The sequence below is a fragment of the Streptomyces sp. SA15 genome, assembly GCF_002291145.1.
In the GTDB taxonomy this organism is placed as follows: domain Bacteria; phylum Actinomycetota; class Actinomycetes; order Streptomycetales; family Streptomycetaceae; genus Streptomyces.
On record NZ_NTGE01000180.1, the window covers coordinates 1 to 19,419 of the forward strand.

At 71.5% G+C, this 19,419-nt stretch carries 14 protein-coding genes and 2 pseudogenes; 5 read left to right on the forward strand and 11 right to left on the reverse strand.

Annotated elements, in window-relative coordinates; translation table 11 throughout:
* Nucleotides 1–379 (forward strand): annotated as a pseudogene (locus tag CLM62_RS39050) (ATPase); the annotation flags it as partial.
* Nucleotides 376–2,610: a glycoside hydrolase family 3 N-terminal domain-containing protein gene (locus CLM62_RS39055; protein ID WP_257004343.1), complete on the forward strand. Its 2,235-nt coding sequence runs from the start codon at nucleotides 376–378 to the stop codon at nucleotides 2,608–2,610. The pseudogene CLM62_RS39050 and the gene CLM62_RS39055, both read left to right, overlap by 4 nt.
* On the opposite strand, the gene CLM62_RS39060 is transcribed toward CLM62_RS39055, so the two are convergent.
* From CLM62_RS39060 to CLM62_RS39085, 6 genes are all read right to left on the reverse strand, one after another.
* Complete coding sequence (locus tag CLM62_RS39060; RefSeq protein ID WP_095754630.1) at nucleotides 2,600–3,478, reverse strand: carbohydrate ABC transporter permease; 879 nt, start codon at nucleotides 3,476–3,478, stop codon at nucleotides 2,600–2,602. The two genes, CLM62_RS39055 and CLM62_RS39060, sit on opposite strands and share 11 nt — an antisense overlap.
* Complete coding sequence (locus CLM62_RS39065) at nucleotides 3,475–4,494, reverse strand: carbohydrate ABC transporter permease (protein ID WP_179382416.1); 1,020 nt, start codon at nucleotides 4,492–4,494, stop codon at nucleotides 3,475–3,477. Before CLM62_RS39065 ends, CLM62_RS39060 begins: the two co-directional genes overlap by 4 nt.
* Nucleotides 4,494–5,864 (reverse strand): extracellular solute-binding protein, encoded by a 1,371-nt coding sequence (locus CLM62_RS39070; RefSeq protein WP_095754631.1) that lies wholly within the window; start codon nucleotides 5,862–5,864, stop codon nucleotides 4,494–4,496. Before CLM62_RS39070 ends, CLM62_RS39065 begins: the two co-directional genes overlap by 1 nt.
* 141 nt (nucleotides 5,865–6,005) lie before the next feature.
* On the reverse strand, nucleotides 6,006–6,632 hold the full coding sequence (locus CLM62_RS39075) for a malonyl CoA-ACP transacylase (RefSeq protein ID WP_095754632.1): 627 nt from the start codon (nucleotides 6,630–6,632) through the stop codon (nucleotides 6,006–6,008).
* On the reverse strand, nucleotides 6,629–10,885 hold the full coding sequence (locus tag CLM62_RS39080; RefSeq protein WP_095754633.1) for an NEW3 domain-containing protein: 4,257 nt from the start codon (nucleotides 10,883–10,885) through the stop codon (nucleotides 6,629–6,631). The genes CLM62_RS39075 and CLM62_RS39080 overlap by 4 nt, the downstream gene beginning before the upstream one ends.
* 110 nt (nucleotides 10,886–10,995) lie before the next feature.
* The gene (locus tag CLM62_RS39085; RefSeq protein ID WP_095754634.1) at nucleotides 10,996–11,880 is read right to left on the reverse strand and encodes a MurR/RpiR family transcriptional regulator; all 885 of its coding nucleotides are present in this window, start codon (nucleotides 11,878–11,880) and stop codon (nucleotides 10,996–10,998) included.
* A gap of 120 nt (nucleotides 11,881–12,000) precedes the next feature.
* Between CLM62_RS39085 and CLM62_RS39090 the strand changes: the two genes are divergently transcribed.
* Nucleotides 12,001–12,765, forward strand: coding sequence for a sugar isomerase domain-containing protein (locus CLM62_RS39090; protein WP_095754635.1), 765 nt, complete (start codon nucleotides 12,001–12,003; stop codon nucleotides 12,763–12,765).
* Between the two features lie 362 nt (nucleotides 12,766–13,127).
* Here the strand turns inward: CLM62_RS39090 and CLM62_RS39095 are convergent, their stop codons facing one another.
* A complete protein-coding gene (locus tag CLM62_RS39095; RefSeq protein ID WP_095754642.1) occupies nucleotides 13,128–14,090 on the reverse strand; it encodes a DUF2332 domain-containing protein in 963 nt (320 codons plus the stop codon).
* Between the two features lie 533 nt (nucleotides 14,091–14,623).
* Nucleotides 14,624–15,940 carry a hypothetical protein gene (locus tag CLM62_RS39100; RefSeq protein WP_095754636.1) on the reverse strand — a complete coding sequence of 439 codons (1,317 nt, stop codon included), beginning with the start codon at nucleotides 15,938–15,940 and terminating at the stop codon, nucleotides 14,624–14,626.
* Between the two features lie 113 nt (nucleotides 15,941–16,053).
* Between CLM62_RS39100 and CLM62_RS39105 the strand changes: the two genes are divergently transcribed.
* Entirely contained in the window at nucleotides 16,054–17,283 is a 1,230-nt protein-coding gene (locus CLM62_RS39105; RefSeq protein WP_095754637.1) for a molybdopterin-dependent oxidoreductase, read from the forward strand.
* Between the two features lie 71 nt (nucleotides 17,284–17,354).
* Complete coding sequence (locus tag CLM62_RS39110; protein ID WP_095754638.1) at nucleotides 17,355–17,807, forward strand: hypothetical protein; 453 nt, start codon at nucleotides 17,355–17,357, stop codon at nucleotides 17,805–17,807.
* Here the strand turns inward: CLM62_RS39110 and CLM62_RS39115 are convergent.
* The 3 genes and pseudogenes from CLM62_RS39115 to CLM62_RS39125 all read right to left on the reverse strand — a co-directional run.
* Nucleotides 17,696–18,484: a methyltransferase domain-containing protein gene (locus CLM62_RS39115; protein WP_095754639.1), complete on the reverse strand. Its 789-nt coding sequence runs from the start codon at nucleotides 18,482–18,484 to the stop codon at nucleotides 17,696–17,698. The genes CLM62_RS39110 and CLM62_RS39115 overlap by 112 nt on opposite strands.
* Nucleotides 18,481–19,101 (reverse strand): DUF2064 domain-containing protein, encoded by a 621-nt coding sequence (locus CLM62_RS39120; protein WP_095754640.1) that lies wholly within the window; start codon nucleotides 19,099–19,101, stop codon nucleotides 18,481–18,483. Before CLM62_RS39120 ends, CLM62_RS39115 begins: the two co-directional genes overlap by 4 nt.
* Nucleotides 19,098–19,419 (reverse strand): annotated as a pseudogene (locus CLM62_RS39125) (glycosyltransferase); the annotation flags it as partial. The gene CLM62_RS39120 and the pseudogene CLM62_RS39125, both read right to left, overlap by 4 nt.

Here is a 19,419-nt window from a genome sequence, read left to right on the forward strand (position 1 = left end):
CGCCGTCGACGCCGACTGGTCCCGCGCCCGACGCGAGGCCTACCGGATGCACCTGCTCCCCGCCGTCATGGCCGAGCCTCCGATCCGGCTCGCCCGCCTCGCCCCGCTGGTGGCCGAGGCGGCCGGGCAGAAGGACGCCGTCGCGGTCGCGATCCTGGACGAGGCGGCCGACCAACTGGCCGACACCGTAAGGGCATTGGAGCCGCGCCCGGGTGAACCGCTCGTCGCCACCGGCGGGCTGCTGGGTCCCGATGGCCCCCTGACCTCGCGCCTGACCGTCCGCCTCGCGGCCCTCGGGCTGAGGCTCGACTGGGTGCCGGACGGCTGCCGCGGCGCCGTGGCTCTCGCCCGCCTCGCACACCGCGGCGGCAGCCGGTGAGCGTCACGGGGCAGGAAGCCCCCGCCCTCTACCGCGACCCCGCCGCCCCCTTGGAATCTCGTGTCAGGGACCTGCTCTCCCGGATGACCCTGCGGGAGAAGGTCGGGCAGCTCAACCAGCGGATGTACGGCTGGGACGCCTACCGCCGCACCCCCGACGGCCGCTTCGAACTCACCGACGCCCTGTACGCCGAGACCGAGCGCTTCGCCGGACTCGGCGCCCTCTACGGACTCCAGCGCGCCGACGCCTGGTCCGGCGTCGACCACGCGGGCGGGCCCGGCGCGGAGGACGGCGCGGACCTCGCCGACCTGGTGCAGCGGCATGTCGTCGAGCGGAGTCGGCTCGGCATCCCGGCGTTGTTCGTCGAGGAGGTGCCGCACGGGCACATGGCCCTCGACGGCACCGTCCTCCCCGTCAACCTGGCCGCCGGCGCCACCTGGGACCCCGCACTGTACGAACGCGCCGCCGCCCATGCCGCCGCCGAACTGCGTGCCCGAGGCGGCCACGTGGCTCTCGTCTCGGCGCTCGACATCGCCCGCGACCCACGCTGGGGCCGGACCGAGGAGTGCTTCGGTGAGGACCCGTACCTGGCGGCCCGCTTCACGGAGGCCCTCGTCCGTGGAATGCAGGGGGAGTCCGCCGAGTACTTCGCCGCCGACAAGGCCCCCGTCGTCCTCAAGCACTTCGCCGGGCAGGGCGCCACCGTCGGCGGCCGCAACTCCGCCGAGTCCGAGCTCGGATCCCGGGAACTCCACGAGATCCACCTCCCCGCCGCCCGCGCCGGCGTCCGCGCCGGAGCCGCCGCCGTCATGGCCGCCTACAACGAGGTCGACGGGATGCCCTGTTCCGGCAACCGCGCCCTGCTCACCGGACTCCTCAGGGACGACTGGGGCTTCGAGGGGCTCGTGATGGCCGACGGCCTCGCCGTGGACCGCCTGGCGCGCATCACCGGCGACAAGGTCTCCGCCGGTGCCCTCGCGCTCGACTCCGGTGTCGATCTGAGCCTTTGGGACGAGGGCTTCACGCATCTGGAGGAGGCGGTCCGGCGGGGAATGGTGAGCGAAGACGTCCTCGACGCGGCCGTCGCCCGGGTGCTCCGACTCAAGTTCCGCCTGGGACTGTTCGAGAGGCACGGTGCGAGAACGCCTTTTCCCGCCCACGGCCCCGACGTCAGTACGGCCCTCGCCCGGGCCGCGGTCACCCTCCTCCGCAACGACGCCGGTGCCCTGCCCATCCCGGCGAGCGTCTCCCGTATCGCCGTCCTCGGACCCCACTCCGCCACCACCGCTCACCAGTTGGGCGACTACACCGCACCACAGCGCCCCGGCACCGGCACGAGTGTGCTCGACGGTCTACGGCGCCTCGCCCCGCCCGGCGTCGACATCCGCCACGCCCGCGGCTGCGCGCTCACCGGCGACGCCCTCTCCGGCATACCCGAGGCGGTCGCCGAGGCCGCCGCCTCCGACGTGGCGGTGCTCGTGCTGGGCGGCAGCAGCGCACGTACCCCCGAGACCGACTTCGCCGCCAACGGGGCCGCGCTCACCGCCGTGTCCGAGATGACCTGCGGCGAGGGCGTCGACCTGGCCGGACTGCGACTGGGGAAGGCCCAGTACGCCCTGCTGGAGGCCGTCACCGCGACAGGGACGCCGACGGTGGTCGTTCTGATCCAGGGCCGACCGCATGTCGTTCCCGACATCGGGGCCGCCCTGCTCACCGCCTGGTACCCGGGCCCGTGGGGCGGCCGGGCGATCGCCGAGGTACTGCTCGGACTGGCGGAGCCGGTCGGACGGCTCCCGGTCTCCGTACCGCGCTCCGCGGCCCAACTCCCCGTCTACTACAACCACAAGGACATCGAGTACGGCGGCTACGTGGACGAAAGCGCCGAGCCGCTCTACTCCTTCGGCCATGGGCTGTCGTACACGAGCTTCACGTACGGCCCGCCGATCCTGACGGGGCGCACGGTCGAGATCGATGTCACCAATACCGGACGCCGGTGCGGGCGCACGGTCGTGCAGGTCTATCTGAGACGCCTGATCACGTCCGTCTGGCCGCGCACACTCGAACTGTGCGCGTTCGAGGGCGCCGACCTCGCGCCGGGCGAGCGCCGTACGGTCACCATGACCCTCGAAGAAGACCAACTGGCCCAGGCCGACACCGTCGAGATCCGCGTCGCGGAGTCGGCCCGGGCCGCGCTGACCGCCGTACCCGCTGTGCTGCACATCAGAACTTGACGGCCCCCGAAGAGACGCCCTTGTAGAACCACCGCTGTGTGATCACGAACAGCACCAGTACCGGGATCACCGAGATCACCGAACCCGCCATCACCAGCCGCTGGTCGTAGCCGAAGGACGAGGTCTGCAGCCGGGACAGACCCAGTGTGAGGGTCATGTTGCTTTCCGAGCGCAGCACGATCAACGGCCACAGGAAGTCGTCCCAGGCGCTGATGAAGGTGTTGATGACGACCACCATGATCGCGCCCCACGCGGACGGCAGGTACAGGTACCGGAAGCGCTGCCACTCGTTCGCGCCGTCGAGCATCGCCGAGTCCTCGATCTCGCGCGGCACCGCCAGGAACGCGCCGCGCATGAGCAGGACGTTGATGGCGCCGACGAACCCGGGCAGCCACACGCCCGCCAGGCTGTCGACCAGACCCAGGTCGCGGATGCTCAGGAACAGCGACACCATGATCGACTCGAAGGGGAACATCATGGAGGCGACCAGCACGACCCAGACCGCCTTGCGGCCCTTCCAGCCGGGCTTGGAGAGCATGTAGCCGGCCGTGGTGGAGAACAACAGCTGACTGGTGACCGACAGGACGACCACGATCATGCTGTTCTTGATGTACGTGGCCACCGGCACCTGCTCGAAGACCGTCCGATAGGCCCGCAGTGTCGGGTGCTGCGGCAGCAGGGAGGCGTTCGCCCCGAAGACGTCCTCACTGGTGCTCTTCAGCGAGGCCAGGAACTGCCAGAGCAGCGGCCCGACGGTGAGGCCGAGCACGAGGAACAGCAGCAGGTAGCGGACGACCAGCTCCCGGGGGCGGCCGTAGTCCCGCCAGCGGGGCATCAGGCGCCGGCGCTTCTCCACGGCCGTGGTCATGCCTCGTCCTCCTTCGTCAGGCGCTGCGCGAGCAGGGTCAGCCCCAGCGTCAGCAGGAACAGGGCCACGCTGACCGCCGAGCCGTAACCGGCGTTGCCGGTCATCGGATCCAGGCCGACGTCCCGGATGTAGAAGGGCAGGGTGCGGTCGGCGCCGCCGGGGCCGCCCGTGGCGCTGCCGAGCATGTAGATCTCCGTGAACACCCGCAGCGAGCCGATGCCGGTGAGCGTGCCGACGAGCATCATGGCCTGCCGCACGCCGGGGACGGTGATGTGCCAGAAGCGGCGGACGGCACCGGCCCCGTCGATGGACGCCGCCTCGTGCAGCTCCTTCGGCACGTTCCCGAGCGCGGCCAGGTAGAAGACCATGTACCAGCCCAGCCCCTTCCACAGGGTCAGGCCCATCGCGGACAGCAGGATCAGCCAGGAGTCGGACAGGAACGGGATGGCGCTCTTGATCAGATGGGCCTTCTCCAGCCACGTGTTGACCAGCCCGTCGTCGGCCAGCAGCCACTGCCAGCTCAGACCCACGACCACGCTGGAGGCGAGCACCGGTGTGTAGAAGGCCGACCGGAAGAACCCGATGCCGGGCAGGTTCTTCTCCACCAGGACGGCCAGCATCAGCGGCAGCAGCACCATCAGCGGCACCACGATCAGCGCGTACAGGATGCTGTTGCGGGTCGCCAGCCAGAAGTCGGAGTCGTCCAGCATCCGCGTGTAGTTGGACAGCCCGACGAAGCTCGCGGCACCGCCGAGCGGCTTGGCATTGGTGAACGACAACAGGAGGGTGTTGAGGAACGGGAACACCCCGAAGACCACCGCGCAGAGGATCGCGGGAGCGGTCCACAGCCAGGGCAGCCACCAACGGCGGTACATCGCCGCTCCGTTGGCGCCCGCGGCGGGGCCGGGCAGCAGGGCCCGGCGGAGTCGCCGTATCCGAGACGGGGCCGCGCCCGGCACGGAGGCTGTGCTCTCCGCACCGGGCACGGACACCGGCTTCGTGATCTGCGTCGCCATCAGCTGCTCTGCTTCAGCAGCTCGTTCGCCTTGGCCTGGGCGTCCTTCACCGCCTGTGCCGGGCTCTTCTTGCCCTGCATCGCCAGCTGCACCTGGCCCACGATGGCGTTCTGCACCGCCGTGGAGAAGTTGGTCTGGTAGGCGGTGGCCGTCTTGAGCTGCTCGGCGACGAGCTTGCGGGCCTCGGAGAACGGGTCGCTGCCGCTGACGTTCTGGAAGAACGGGTCGTCCAGCGAGGCGGTGGTCGTCGGGAAGATCACGACGCTCGGGTCCTTGCACCAGGCCGTCTGGTTCTCGGCGTTGGTGAGGAACTTCGCGAACGCCAGCGCCGTGGGGGCGTTCTTGCTGGTCGCGGCGGCCGCTATGTACTGCGGGGCACCGGTGGTGTGGCCGAGCGCGTCGAAGGGCTGCTGGCCGACGCCGGTCTTGGCGTAGATCGACGGGCTGTTCTGCTTCACGAAGCGCACGAAGCTCGGGTTCGTGGAGCCGTAGGCGACCTTGCCCTGGCCGTACAGCGTGGAGGGGTCGTTGTTGGAGGACAGCGAGTCCTTGGGCATGGCGCCCGCCTTGTACAGCTTGGCCATCCAGGCGACCCACTCGGCGGTCCGCGGGTCATCGGCGAAGACGGCGGACTTGCCGTCGGAGGACAGCATCTTGATGTTCATCTGGTCCCAGTCGGCCGGGATCCGCCACACCGGGTTGGCCATCGTCGCGTAGTACTCGCCCTTGGCCGCCTTGGCGATCTTCTCGTAGTCGGCGAACAGGCCGAACATCGTCGTGGGCGGCTTCGCCGGGTCGATCCCGGCCTTCGTCAGCAGGTCCTTGTTGTACGTCAGGACGACGCCGCCGGTGTACCAGGGCAGCACGCTGTGCACCGACGTGCCCGAGGCATCTTTCATGGTGCTGGACTTCCAGAACGCCGGGACGAAGGGCCCCGCGGCGTCAGGGTCCTTGACGCCCAGGTTGAGCAGGTAGCCGGCCTTGGTGAGGGAGGTCGCGGTGGGGGAGTCGACGTTGATCACGTCCGGCAGGGTGCAGGCCTGGGCGTCGGCGACGGTGCGCTGGCCGAAGGTCGCGTCGCCGGGGTCGTCGATCCACTTGACCGTGGTGTCGGGGTGGGCCTTCTCGAACGCCTTGATCACCCCGTTGAAGAAGCTCCCGAAGTCCTTCTTCAAGTTGGTCGTCTGGAAGGTGATCTTGCCCTTGACCTCGCCGGAGAGCTTCCCCGACCCGACGTTGCCCTTGTCGACCTTGCAGCCGCCGGCGGTGGCGTCGCCGCTGTCGGAGCCGCCGGACAGGCCGCACCCGGCGGCGGTCAGCGAAAGAACGGCGATACAGGTCAGGGTGCGGGTCAGTCTTCTTGCACGCATGTGATGGGCCCTCCTGCGACCGGGCGAGTCAGGGATGGCGTTGGTTCAATGAACCAACTTCGACTCTAATTGATGAAAAGGTGGACCAGAATTCATCGGAGGTCAATGGTTTGCCGTGTTGCGTTTAAGTTCCGTAGGAGATCAGTGCCGGTGCTCGTGGTCCGGGTGCGCCGGATCTCCGGGGTGCTCGTGGCCCACGGCGTACACCACACCCGTACGGGCCCGGTCCAGCCAGTCGAAGAAGGCCCGCCGCCCGCCCGCCCGCCGCAGCTCCCGTACGACGCCGCCGCGCACGTCCTCGTACGGCTGGAAGTCCGCCTCCGTCGCCCCGCCGAAGGGGTCGACCCCGCGCCGCAGCGCATCCGGGGTGAGGAAGCGGTCGCGGTTGCGGTCGTAGTAGTCGTGTACGGCCGCTTCGGCAACGTGCTGTTCGCGCTCCAGCTCTGCCAGCAGCACGCGCGCCGCCGGGGAGTGGGCGAGCGCCGCCGCGACGATGCTGCCGAGGTCGGCGACGTCCGTCTCGGCCACGGCGAGCACCTGGGTCGGCGACACCTCCGACGGGGGTTTCAGTCCCCGGTCCGCGCAGGCCCGGCGGGCGAGTTCGTCGGTGACCACCACCTGGGTCGCCCAGCGCCGCCGCTGCCGTTCGGCGCGGGCGAGGGACTCGGGGCGCATCTCGCGGTCGCGGGCCGGGACGGCCTTCAGCAGGGCGTCCACGCGGTCTCGCGCGACCGCTTCCCCGTGGACCAGGGCCGCATGCTCGGTCACGGCGTCACCTCCAGCGTGACGGCTCCCGTGTAGGCGACGCAGCCGTGCCAGGCGACCTTCGCCATCAGCCAGTACGAACCCGGCGGCACCGCCGAGCCGTCCACCTCGATCACACACTCCAGCTCCTGACCGGCAGCCACGGTGAAGCCCTGGCAGCCCGGCCCGACCCCCGGCCAGGTGCCCCAGGACGACACGGCCCACAGCTGCCCGGAGACCGGCCCCCGGGTGGTGTTGCGCACGGTCACCGGAACCCGGGCCCGCTCGCCCTCGCGTACGGCGACCCGCTCCAGACCCAGCCGGGACACCAGCGTCGGCCCGGTGTGCCCGTCGGGCACGTCCAGGGCCACGACGTCCTCGTACGTCTGCCCGCCGTACGACAGCCGGGCGGCCAGCCAGTGGCGGCCCGGCTCGGCGTCCGGTGGGGGCGTCACCGTGACCTCTGCCAGGCTGAACCCGCCCGGCCCCAACGCGTAGGGCAGCTCGGCGGGTTGGGCGGACCAGCCGGGCGGCACCTCGAAGGTCACCGTGCCCGACACCGGCGCGTCGGTCAGCTCCGAGCCGACCCGGACGGTCGCGGTGACGGGGCCGGAGACGGTGAGCGCGGCGGGCGAGACGTAGACGGCGACGGGCATGTTGCCGCGCGGAGCGGGGCCCGAGTTGTGCAGCCAGTAGCGGGTGTGCACGGGCTGGGCGGGCTCGTGGGCGGCGACTCCCGGGCCGGAGGCCGGCTCGGTTTCCGTCGACGGGGTGGCCAGGACGGTGGCCACCTCGAAGCCGGTCAGACCGACGTCCAGGGCGCCCTCCCCGTTCGGCGCCAGCGGTTCCCCGGGCCGCTCAAGTACATCCGCACGAGCGCCCTGCGTCCACTCCAGCGGCCCGCGCACCCGCGCCCGCACCGGCCGCCCGTTCACCTCATGCATCCGTACGACGACCCCGCGCCCGGGGTCGGCGGGAGCCACGCTGCCCCGGGCGAGCGGGGAACCGAGGGGCTTGAGGGCGTCGAGCAGTACCTCGCGGGCGGGCTCCAGCGTCAGCAGGGAGACGCTCCTCGGCAGGAGCGCGGGGGCCTCGGAGCTCTCGGAACTCTCGGAGCCGGTCCGCAGCCGCGCGGTCAGCGGATGGTTGAATTCATGCCCCCGCGCGGGAAGTCGGAGCTCCCGCCAGTCGCCGTGGCCCGCCACGACGGCGTACTCGAAGGTGTGCGACCAGCGCTGGAGCTGGAACGCCGAACCGTCGGGGGCCGTACGGCGCGGCGGGTCGACCCAGATGCCCGACGGCCAGCCGGTGCAGGAGCGCATCAGGGACATGTGGAGGTCGCCGGAGGCGGTGACCACGCAGCCGGGCGTCCCCCGGTTGAGGACGGCGAAGCCGCGCCCGTCCCAGGCGTCGCCCGGCGGCAGCGCCTCGCCGCCGCCCGCCGCCGTGGCCGTGACGGTCGCGTCGTCCAGGTCGGCGATCAGCGCGTCGACCGCCTTGGCGTCGTCCTCGGGACGGGCGCCCGCCACCACCAGCAGCGGCAGCCGTTCGAGGTCCCGCAGATCGGCGCCCGGCACCCACTCCTCGCGCAGCCCCGCACGCGGAGCCACCCATACGGCCGCCACACCGCGCTCAGCCAGCTGACGTGCGAGTTCCCGCCCGGCGGCCGGGTCCCAGCCCAGCGCCTCGGCGACCACGGCGTTGCGGTCGGGGCCGCCGATCGCGATCCGGATGTCGGGGAGGTTGGAGTCGACCTCGAGGTCACCGTAACGGGGGCCGCCCGCGACGGTCGAGGTCGCGGTGACACCCGCGCGGACGAGGGCCGCCGCGAGCGGGGTGCCGAGGTCACCGGCGGTGTCCCAGTCCGCGTACACCAGCTCGGCGACCCCGATGGCGCGCTGGCCGAGGTAGGCGCCGGTGTCGTCGTGGACCGCGACCCGCGCGGTCGATCCGAGGCCGAACCAGGTGTTCGCGGGGTTGTCCAGCGTCCACGGGAACCGCTCGCTGTCCACCTCCACGAACCCGAACCCGCGCCCGATCACCGCGTCCGCCACCTCGTGCACCGGCAGCCCGCCCCGCACGTCGGACGGCCAGCGCACCCGGATGAGCCGGTCGGCGCCGTCGTAGCCGTCGACGGTGGTGGACACGTCGAGCCGGTCGACGCCCTTCCACAGACACAGCCTCTGGGTGTACCGGAACAGGCCGAGGTCGGCGGTGACGGTGAGGCGGGACCCGGCCGGAGAGTGTTCCGCTTTCACGGAAGCTGTCACATTCCGGCCGCGGGCCACCGTGGTGCCGGTCGGGGTCAGGTGCCAGGGCCCCTCGCCGAAGCGTGGATGCCTCGGGTACTCCTCCTGGACGACGAGCTCGTTGCCGATGTCGCCGGCCCGCAGCAGCTGCCGGCCGCCCTCGCCCTCGGCGAGCGCCCGCAGGCTGCTGACGCCGCCGCCGCGCGCCGGGTCGACAGTCACCTCGTAGAACTCGTTGCTGATCGTCGTCCCCTCGCCCGGGGCCCACCCGGGCACGGAACCCTCGGCGAGCGGAAGCGCCTTGAGGCCGATGCCCGGCACCTCCGGTACGACGACCCGCAACCGCCCGTCGTCCTCGCGTACGGCGGGCAGCGGCTGGAAGGCGTCGTCCAGCGGGACCCGCCCGGGATCGGCGACCGTCAGCACGTCCCGCCGCTCCCAGCTCGCGGAGTTGAAGACGACCAGGTCGGGGCCGTTGCCCGGGGCGACGCGGTCGGCGAGGGCGGCGGTGGCGTCGGCGTGCACCGTCTCGGCGAGGTCGGCGAGCTCCCGCCAGCCGGTGAGCAGGTCGATGTAGACCTGGTCGGACTCGGAGCCGGTGATGGCGTCGTGGTGGGCGCCGTAGATCAGCTGCCGCCAGGCCTTGTCGAGCGCCGCGTCGGGAAAGGCCTGCCCGGTGACGAGCGAGGCGAGCGTCGCCCAGGCCTCCGCGTCGGCGAGCAGCGTCTCGCCGTACCGCTGCGCCTGCTTGGTGTCGATGTAGGAGACGTCCTTGCCGGTGTAGATCGGGTTCATGTCCCGGGTCTGCGGCGAGGCCTTGCGGCCCTCCGCGTCGAGCTCGGCCCGTACGGCGGCGAAGAAGTCCCGGGGAATCGCGCTGACGAAACGCGGCCAGACGTACCGGGCGTTCCAGTCCCGGTGGATGTCCATCACCCAGCGGCACGGCGGCGCGTAGTCCCCGCCGACGGGCAGCAGCACGTTGCGGGTGAGCGCGACCTTCTTCAGCCCCTTGAACAGCTTGAGGGCGGCCGCCTCCGCCTCGGGCAGGGTCGGCGCGTTGTCGATCGCCCAGCCGGCGCCGTAGTGGTTGACCATGTACGCGGTCAACAGCCCGCGCCCCGAGGGGGCGATCCAGCTGAACTCCGCCGGGAACTGCATCCGCCGCGGATCCCGCGGCTCCTCGCCGAACACCGACAGCGTCGGTCCCCACTGGTGGAACGGTCCGCGCGCCCATGAACTGGAGGTGACCCCCGCGTCCGCCATCAGCCCCGGGAACTGCGGATCGTGCCCGAAGGCGTCCAGCTGCCAGGCGGTTTCGGGGGCGGCTCCCAGGATCGCGCGCTGGAAGCCGTCCCCGTAGAGGGCGTTGCGTACGGTCGCCTCTGCGCCGGTGAGATTGGTGTTCGGCTCGTTGTAGGTGCCGCCCATGATCTCGACGCGGCCGGTGCGGATCAGCTCGCGCAGGAAGGCCCGCTCCTCGGGGAAGGCGTCCCAGTACGGCTTGAGGTAGTCGACCTCCGCGAGTACGAAGGTGTACGCCGCATCGCGCCGCGCCAGATCGCAGTGCGCCCGCACCAGACTCATCCCGGACTGGCCGCGCGAGTCGAAGGTGCGGGCGGGCAGGCCGGTGGAGGCGGGGTCGTCGGCGACGTCCCAGGTCTCGGTGTAGGCGGCCTGGGTGTTCCACCAGACGGGGTCGTAGTGGAAGTGGCTGACCATGAACATGGTCCAGCCGGGTTCGGCGGCGGTGAACTCACCTGCGTGGTGGGCGAGTTCGTCTCCGTCTGCGGCGGTCACCGTGATGTCGCGGCGCTCACCGACCGCGAGATCGGCGAGCACGGGTATCTCGGCGCGTACGGTGCCGTCGTCGGCCGCCGTGGCCTCGGCTTCTCCGGTGATGCCGGGGCCCTCGACCGTGAGGCGGACGGTCCGGCCCGGGGTGTGACTCAGCTCGACGGCCACCACCTGGCGCGGCTGCTCGGCGGTTCCGGCGAAGAGCTCGGTCGACTCGACAGAGATGGCGCGCATGGGGCTCCTACGAGGATGCTCGGCGGAGCCCCATCGTGGCACCGAGGAGATGGTTCAAACAACCATCTTCACGTTTCCTCGGTGGTTCATCCATGCATCCCGGGTCGGCCTCAGCGAGTCCGGCGCGACCTCACCGTATGCCGCCCGGCGATGTGGTCGGTCAGCGCCAGCGAGGCGCTGGCGCGCTGGTAGGAGAGCTGGGCGACCCGGACGTACAGGCAGTCGATGAGCACCAGCACGGAGTGCCGGGCGCCGATGATGCCGGTGGGGAAGCTGGTCTCCGAGGTGGAGGAGATGAGCCGGATGTCGGCGGCCCGGGCGAGCGGCGAGCGCGGGTCGGCGGTGAGTGCGACGGTCGTGGCACCGCGCTCCTTGGCCAGCTCCAACGGTTCGATGGTCTCCCGGGTCGCCCCGGAGTGCGAGATGCCGATGGCGACGTCCGCCGGGGTGAGCAGGGCGGCGGAGGTGGCCGCGGCGTGCACCTCGGTCCAGCCGCGCACCGCGCAGCCGATGCGGAAGAGCCGGGTCTCGGTCTCCTGGGCCACGGCCCCGCTGCCGCCGACGCCGTAGACGTCGATCCGCCGGGCCCGGGCCATGGCCTGCGCCGCCCGCTCGATCGCGTCGAGGTCGATCCGGTCGATGGTCTGCTGCACCGCGCGCAGGTCCGCGCTGCCGACGACCTGCACCACCCGCTGCAGGTCGTCGTCGGGGGAGATGTCCGGGCCGATCTCGGCGGTGCCCCAGTCGGAGACCTCGCCGCGGCCGCGCTCCTGGGCCAGCTCGATCAGCAGATGCTGGTAGGAGTCGAGGCCGATCGCACGGCAGAAACGGGTCACCGTCGCCTGCGAGGTGCCGGTGCGGCGGCCCAGCTCGGCGGCCGAACAGTGGGTGACGGCGGCCGGATCCTCCAGGATCAGCTCGCCGACCTTCCGCAGGGAGCCGGCCAGCCGGGGCAGCTCGGTGCGGATCAGTGTGGTGACGTCGGTCGGGGGCATGAGAAGAATGTACCAGCCACCGTTCATCGGCCGAATTGAATACCAGGACCCCGTGTGATTTATTGATTCACCGATTGAGGCATAGAGGGTGGTTCAATCCATCAGCTAGGGGAGTGTCGCGTGTCCGTCCAGTCCGTCAGCGCCCAGGGCTTCGCGCGCGAGAGCCTGGCCGTCCTCCAGCATGTCACCGAGTCCGCCCGCGACGACGTGGCGCGCGCCGCCGAACTGATCGCCGGGTGCGTGCGCGCGGACGGTGTGATCCAGGCCTTCGGCACCGGCCACTCCCAGGCGATGGTCCTCGAACTGGCCGGCCGCGCGGGCGGGTTGGTGCCCACCAACCGGCTGAGCATCGCCGACCTCGTCCTGTACGGCGGCGACGACCCGGGCGTCCTCGACGACCCGCTCCTGGAACGCCAGGCGGGTGTGGCCACCCGGATCTACGACCTCGCCGCCCCGCACGCCCAGGACCTCTTCGTCGTCATCTCCAACTCCGGCGTCAACAACGTGATCGTGGAGATGGCGCTGCACGCCAAGACGCGGGGTCACCGCGTCCTGGCCATCACCTCCCTCACCCACACCCGGGCCGTCCCCGCCGCCCACCCGAGCGGCAAGAAGCTCGCGGACCTAGCCGACGTCGTCCTCGACAACGCGGCCCCGCGCGGCGACGCCCTCCTGGAACTCCCCGGCGGGGGCGCGGTGTGCGCCCTGTCCACGCTCACCGGCGTGATGCTGGTCCAGATGGCGGTCGCGGAGGCCTCGGCCCTGCTGCTCGCCGCCGGGGAGCAGCCGCCGGTCTACGTCTCGGCCAACGTGCCCGGCGGCTTCGAGGGCAACCTGGAGCTGGAGAAGCGGTACGCCGGACGGATCCGGCGCACCGCCAGTTGACCTACTCCACGGGCAGCGGCGTGGTCTCGGTGACGCCTGTCCACGGACCGGCCTGACACCGTGTCGTGGCCGCTGGGACAAGCTTCCGGACGATGCTGGTCCGCCTTGACCTCGCGGCTGTGGAGCAGGGCCAGAAGCCACTGGTGGTCCGCTTCATACGGCCCGGCCCAGCGGTGCAGCGGCCAGCTGGGGAAGCGTTCTTGGTACCGCTGCACCAGCCAGGCCGCCCCTGCCACCGCGTCTTCGACCAGCAGCACCGGCCGGCGAGCCGCAGCAGCGCAGAGACGGCGGCGGCATGCCCGGACCGGCACGGCCCTGAGCAGGGTCCGTCCGGGGCACGAGTTCCCGTGGGACATACTGCCCTACGGTCCGTTGAGCCACTCCAGCCACTGGCCGTGCGGACCTGTTAGTGCTACCGGCTTTTCATCCATGGCCAGGACGAACGTCAGCCGGTCCTGCGGGACGGGGCGAGCCAGGCGCTGCTGGACCGAGGGCAGCACCCCGGCGGCCTCGTTGGAGATCCAATGCGCGTGTTCGCCACGCATGGTCTCGGTGAAGGCTTCGCGTTCTGTGCTGGACAGGTAGGCCAGCACCGCACTGTGGAACACCACCGGCGTGGCCCCTGCCGGCGCCTGCGCGAGCAACTCCCGGACCGCTTCGTTGAGGTCGCCGCGGACGAGCAACGGCGGCTCTGCCGCGGCCACTTCGACGGCGCCCTGGAGCATGCGCAGCCGACGGTCCTGTTCCGGCCAGACGAGACTCTCCAGCCACCGCACGTCCTCGCGATCGCGCACGTCCAACGGATTCAGATCGATACCGCCACGCCAGACGACCTCGGGTGGGGCCTCCGGGAGCGGCACGTCTCCTTGTGCGTCGCAGGTCAGGGTGACGGGACTGGTGTCGGAACCGATGCGGGTCCGCCCGTTGTAGACGTAGCGGTATCGATCCGGGTACAGGCAGAGCCCAGCTGAGGCTCCTACCTCGATCAGCGCGAGCGGCTGGGGAAGCCCGGCGAGCACGGGCAGCAGGCAGGCACATCTGCCGGGCTCGTTCGTCTGTGTGCGCCGTTCCAGAATCGTCGCGCGTACCTGCGGCCAGTGGTCAATGGCCCAGGTTCGGAAGGCCGGGTAGCCGTTGACCGGTCCGCCGAGGAATCTCACGGCTGCCAGCAGGAGGTTGGGCTGGCGCTTGGGTTGCGGGAGCAGATCGATGAGGGCGAGCAGATCGCGGTCGGTCGCGACCCCCTCCGTCAGTTCCGCGTAGGTCGTCGAGTGGCCCCGGGCTTCCCGCGCGGAGAATTCCTGGTACCGCTGTTGAGTGTTCATCGTCACGGCAGCATAGGGCAGGGTCATCCCTGCTCAGGCGTCACCGGAGGTCCCCGACCGGCCCGGCGGCGATCGTTCAGTGTCGGCCGATACTCGGCAGCCGCAGATCCTGACGCTCGGCGAACGCGACGGTCTCCGGCAGATAGCCGTCCGGGAACGTGACCCCGAGCACGTCCTCGTATCGCCTGACCATGTACGCGAGCCGGTCCGGTCCAAGGCCGATGCTTTTTCAGGTAGTCGATACGACCGCCGAGATAGCGCACATAGCGGACCACCTGGAGTTCGGCCGACCGTGAGGCGCTCCAGAAGAGCCCGTACTTGCGTTGAGGCAGTTCCCGCCCGGCGGGTGAGCCCCGGTGCAGCAGCCGCCCGTCGAAGACCAGCAGGTCGCCGGCGCGCGTCTCGACACTGTGCGGATCGCCGTACGCCTCGAAGAGGTTGTCGTTGCTACGCCGGGTACGCGCCGATCCTCGAACAGCTCGCGGCCGCCGTGGAGAAGGCGCAGAGGCTGGCCGCCTGACGAAGGGGTGCCGTCACCACCCGGTCAGCAACAGGTGATTGACCAGCAACGCCAGCGCCGCCTGCCCGGCGAGCCACCCCCGCGCCCCCGTCAGCCACGCACACGCCGGCAGCAGCCACAGCGCGAACGGCAGCCAGATCCGTTCCGTCTCCGCCTTGCTCATGCCGGACAGGTCGGCGACGAGCAGGGCCAGGAGAGCTGCCATCACGAGCACGCCGAGGCGGACGTCGGGGCGGGAGCGGCGGTGGGTGAGCTTCACGGCGGTTCGGCGTAGGGCCGCCACCGTCGCCGGGCCCACGATCAGCACCGTGCAGGCCAGGTTCGCCCAGATCCAGTAGCCGTACGGCCGGACCCCGCCCGCCCCTTGGTAGTAGCGGCGGACCAACAGCCGGTACGCCTCCCACCAGTCGAAGCCGATGGCGGTGAACGTGACCGGGACGACCAGGAAGCCGGCCAGGACGAAGGCGAGCGGGCGCCATCGGTTCGAGCCCAGGAGGAGAACGGCGGCCGCGATCACCGCGAACAGAGTGAGGCCGTACGAGAGGTACATGGTCAGGCCGAACAGCAGCCCGGACGCCAAGCCGGTCCACGCCGGCCGGCGTCCCGTCACCGCCAGCGCCAGGAACGCCACCGCCCACGCCGCGACCGCCGCGAAGTAGCCGTCGGCGGACGTGCCCACCCATACGGCGGCCGGGGCGAGGACCAGGAAGGGGGCCGCTCGGCGGGCGAGGGACTCGTCGGCGAGGGTGCGTACGGTGAGCAGGACCGCGACCGCTGCCGTCGTGCCGACGGTGATGCACCAGGCTCCCGCCCAGCCCCCGCCGCCCAGGCCGATCCGGTCGAGCAGGACGAAGGTGAGCGTGGCCCCCGGGGGATGCCCGGCGACATGGGCGGGCCAGTTGTCGGGTGTGTCGATCAGGATGTGCGCGTTGAAGTCCCGCAGGGCCGCGGGGATGTCCTGGAAGCGGTCGATGACCCGCAGGTATTCGTTCTTGGTCGTCAGCTGATCGGCGACACCCCGGTGCCAGCCGTCGACCAGCGCCAGGGACCACGTCCAGGCCAGGCCGGCACCCCAGGTGGCGAGGAGCAGCGTCCGCCAGGGCAGCCGGGCGGCGAGGGAGGGGCCGTACGCCACCACGGCGAGCGCGACGGCGAGCGCGGCCGGGGTGCCGGGGCCCACGTGCGGGTCCCAGGTCGCCAGCAGTGGCGGCCAGCCGACGCGGAGCGTGCCGTACCGGTGCTGGATGACGGTGCCGATCACGATGGCGGCCGTCACGAGGAGCGCGGCGGCCAGGGCCGCGTACAGGTCACGTCTCAGATCGCGGTTCACGCGGAAACGCTAGGCCGCGGGGGCTCGTCCGGACGGCTGACAAGGGCGAACGTCAGAGTTTCGTCATGGTTCGCGGGTCCGCCGCGGGGGTGGCGCGGGCCTACGGTCGGGGCATGGCACGCTCTCCCTTCTCGCCCGCGTTCTGGCGCAGCCCCCTGCGCGGCCCCTGGTTCACGTCTGTGCTCGGCGTCGTGCTGCTCGGCGGGATCACCGTGCTGTTCGTGACCGGCCTGCTGTCGTACGCGGCCTACAACCCGGACCTGTCGCCGGTCAACGACAAGACCCCGGACAAGGGGATCCTCGGCTTCTACCTCTTCTCCTGGCCGACCGATCCGCACTGGCTGTACCGGCTGAACCAAGGCGTCCACGTCACGCTCGGGATCGTGCTGATCCCCGTGCTGCTGGCCAAGCTGTGGTCGGTCGTGCCGAAGCTGTTCACACTGCCGCCCGCGCGGTCGGTCGCGCACGCGCTGGAGCGGATCTCCCTGCTGCTTCTGGTGGGCGGCGCGCTGTTCGAGTTCGTCACCGGCGTGCTCAACGTCCAGCTCGACTACATCTTCCCCGGCTCCTTCTATCCGCTGCACTTCTACGGTGCGTGGGTGTTCTTCGCCGCATTCGTTGTGCACGCGGTGCTGAAGACGCCGGCGGCTCTGCGCAATCTGCGTCGACTTCACCAACTGGACGAAGACAAGAGCGAGTTGGCGTCTCCGCAGCCCGCCGAGCCCACCGTGTCCCGGCGTGGTGCCCTCGGTCTGGTCGGTGGCGGCTCGCTGCTGCTCTTCGTCACCACGGTCGGGCAGAACTTCGACGGGGCGTTGCGCAGAACCGCCCTCCTCGCACCGCACGGCGGCGCCGAACCGGGCGGGGGACCGTCCGGCTTCCAGATCAACAAGACGGCCGCGTACGCGGGGATCAAGGCGGCGGAGACGAGCGAGGAGGCCTGGCGGCTGGTCGTCGTGGGGCGCGGTGGAACCGTTCGGCTGAGCCGCGCCGACCTGCTTCAACTGCCTTTGTACAGCGCCGCGTTGCCCATCGCCTGCGTGGAGGGCTGGTCGACCTCCGACCAGTGGTGGCGCGGGGTACGGCTACGGGATCTCGCCGCGCTCGTCGGGTACGACGATCCGCCCGACGTCTTCGTCGAGTCGCTGCAACGACGGGGTGCCTTCCGGCGGGCCGCCCTGCGCGCCAACCAGGTCGCCGACCCGCGCTCCCTGCTCGCCCTGTTCGTCAACGGCGAGGACCTGACCCCCGACCATGGCCACCCCGCACGGATCATCGTGCCGGCGGCACCCGGTGTGCTCAACACCAAGTGGGTGGCCCGGATGACGTTCGGAAAGCTGTGAGGAGACAGGTGAGGAGACCGGTGAGGAGACCGGTGAGGCGGCCTGTGAGGCGACCAGTGAGGCGACCCGTGATGCGAGCCAGGATCCTCCTCGGCAGTCCCCTCCAACTGCTCCTGCTCATCAGTTCGTTCTCCCTCGCCGCATACGCGGGCGTCCGGCTGCTGGAGGGGGACTGGTTCGGTGTCGCGTTGTGGTTCGTGGGGGCGGCCCTGCTCCACGACCTGGTGCTGCTGCCGGTGTACGGCACGCTCGACAGGGCCCTGGTCAAGGCGGCGGGGCCCCGCCGCGAGGGGATCGCGTACGTCCGGGTACCCGCCGCCCTCTCCGGGCTGCTCCTGCTCGTGTGGTTTCCGCTGATCAGCGGGCGGGTGGCGGATCGCTACGCGGGCGCCACCGGTATGTCCGCGGACGGTTATCCCACCCGCTGGCTGCTGCTGACGGCCGCGCTGTTCGGCGGTTCCGCGGTGCTGCTCGTGCTGCGGCTGCGCAGGGCGACGAAGGAACGCCCCCCGGCCGCCCACTGATCGACGGCACGCCATCCGGCGCGGCCCGCGTGCCGCAGCAGGGCCGGCGTGCCGAGCCGGGCCCAGGGGAACGGCGTACCGGCGGCACCTCGGGCGTCGGTGACATGGACCTGGACCCGCTCGTCGAGGTCCACGCCCGGCACCGTCTCGGCGATCAACAGGCCGCCGGGCAGGAGGAGTTGGGCCATCCGGTGGAGCAGGGCCCGCGGGTCACCGCCGATCCCGAGGTTGCCGTCGATGAGGAGGGCGGTGCCCCAGCGGCCCTCGCCGGGAAGCGGATCGAAGACGGAGCGGCGCAGCGCCTGGCCACCGAGCCGCACGGTGCACGCCACGGCCGCCTCACTGACGTCGATACCCAGAACCCGCCGCCCCTGCCCGCCCAGCGCCGCCACCAGCCGCCCCGGCCCGCACCCCACATCCAGCACCGCCCCCTCACAACGCCGCAGCACTCCCAGATCGGCCGCGTCGGCGTCCGCACACCACCGCTCCACCTCCAGCGGCAACAGCCAGCCGTCGTCCCGCCGTAGGAAGAGGGGCCCCCGACCGGTACGCAGGGCGTCGGAGTAGGGGTCGGCGGACCAGGGGCGGTCGTCGGTGAGGGCGCCCGGCCGACGCCCACCCGTGTCGGTGTCCTGCTGCCTCGGTATCCGCGATGTCGTCGTCCGGATCGTGCTCATCGGCCCTCGGCTGTCGCGAGTCGGGCCAGTTGCGCGGCGAAGCGGCTGCCGGGTGCCGCCTTGGCGACCTGGTCGGCGTCGTACGCCGTGTCCACGTCCCGTAGCAGCGGCAGGTCCCGTACCCGCAGGCCCGCGAGCCGCGCACGCTGTGCGGCACCCGTGTGGGGGGTCGACATCGGCACGCCCCGCAGCAGCGCGGGGTTCGGGTCGGCCAGGCCGAGCGCCCAGAAGCCGCCGTCCTCGGCGGGGCCGAAGTACGCGTCGCAGTCCGAGAAGTCGACCGTGAGCAGTTCCGGGGTGACCTGGGGTGTGTCCATGCCGATGAGGAGGGCGGGGCCGTCGCAGCCCGCGAAGGCCGCGGCCAGGCGTTCGTCGAGGCCGCCCGCGCACTGCCGTACGACCTCGAAACCGGGCGGCAGCCAGGGGCCCGGCGTGCCGTCCAGGACCAGGACCCGGCGTCGCGCGGGCGTGCGCGCGACCGTGTCCAGGGTGTCCGCGAGGGCCGCCTCCGCGAGCGCGGCCGCATCCTGAGGTGTGAAGGGTGGGGTCAGCCGGGTCTTCACCCGGCCGGGGCGGGGCTCCTTGGCGATGACGAGGACCGTGGTCGACGGTGTCACGTGGCTACCCCCTTCTCCGCCAGCACGCGGCTCATGTCCCGTACCGCCTGCCAGGTGCCGCGCCAGGTGCCCGTCACCTTGGAGACGCCGGCGCGCGGGCGGTACGGGACGTCGTGTTCGGTGATGCGCCAGCCGGCGTCGGCGGCGCGCACGACCATCTGCAGCGGATAGCCGCTGCGCCGGTCCGTGAGTCCCAGGTCGAGCAGCGGCTCGCGCCGGGCGGCGCGCAGCGGGCCGAGGTCGTGCAGCCGCAGGCCGGTGCGGCGGCGCAGCAGGCGGGAGAGGGCGAGGTTGCCCGTCCGGGCGTGCAGCGGCCAG

What these genes read in the sequence shown, in the direction of transcription:
- CLM62_RS39105 (WP_095754637.1), top strand. Translation starts at nt 16,054, where the DNA reads ATGGCACGCTCTCCCTTCTCGCCCGCGTTCTGGCGCAGCCCCCTGCGC.
- CLM62_RS39080 (WP_095754633.1), bottom strand. Translation starts at nt 10,885, where the DNA reads ATGCGCGCCATCTCTGTCGAGTCGACCGAGCTCTTCGCCGGAACCGCC.
- CLM62_RS39070 (WP_095754631.1), bottom strand. Translation starts at nt 5,864, where the DNA reads ATGCGTGCAAGAAGACTGACCCGCACCCTGACCTGTATCGCCGTTCTT.
- CLM62_RS39110 (WP_095754638.1), top strand. Translation starts at nt 17,355, where the DNA reads ATGCGAGCCAGGATCCTCCTCGGCAGTCCCCTCCAACTGCTCCTGCTC.
- CLM62_RS39085 (WP_095754634.1), bottom strand. Translation starts at nt 11,880, where the DNA reads ATGCCCCCGACCGACGTCACCACACTGATCCGCACCGAGCTGCCCCGG.
- CLM62_RS39095 (WP_095754642.1), bottom strand. Translation starts at nt 14,090, where the DNA reads ATGAACACTCAACAGCGGTACCAGGAATTCTCCGCGCGGGAAGCCCGG.
- CLM62_RS39060 (WP_095754630.1), bottom strand. Translation starts at nt 3,478, where the DNA reads ATGACCACGGCCGTGGAGAAGCGCCGGCGCCTGATGCCCCGCTGGCGG.
- CLM62_RS39065 (WP_179382416.1), bottom strand. Translation starts at nt 4,494, where the DNA reads ATGGCGACGCAGATCACGAAGCCGGTGTCCGTGCCCGGTGCGGAGAGC.
- CLM62_RS39115 (WP_095754639.1), bottom strand. Translation starts at nt 18,484, where the DNA reads ATGAGCACGATCCGGACGACGACATCGCGGATACCGAGGCAGCAGGAC.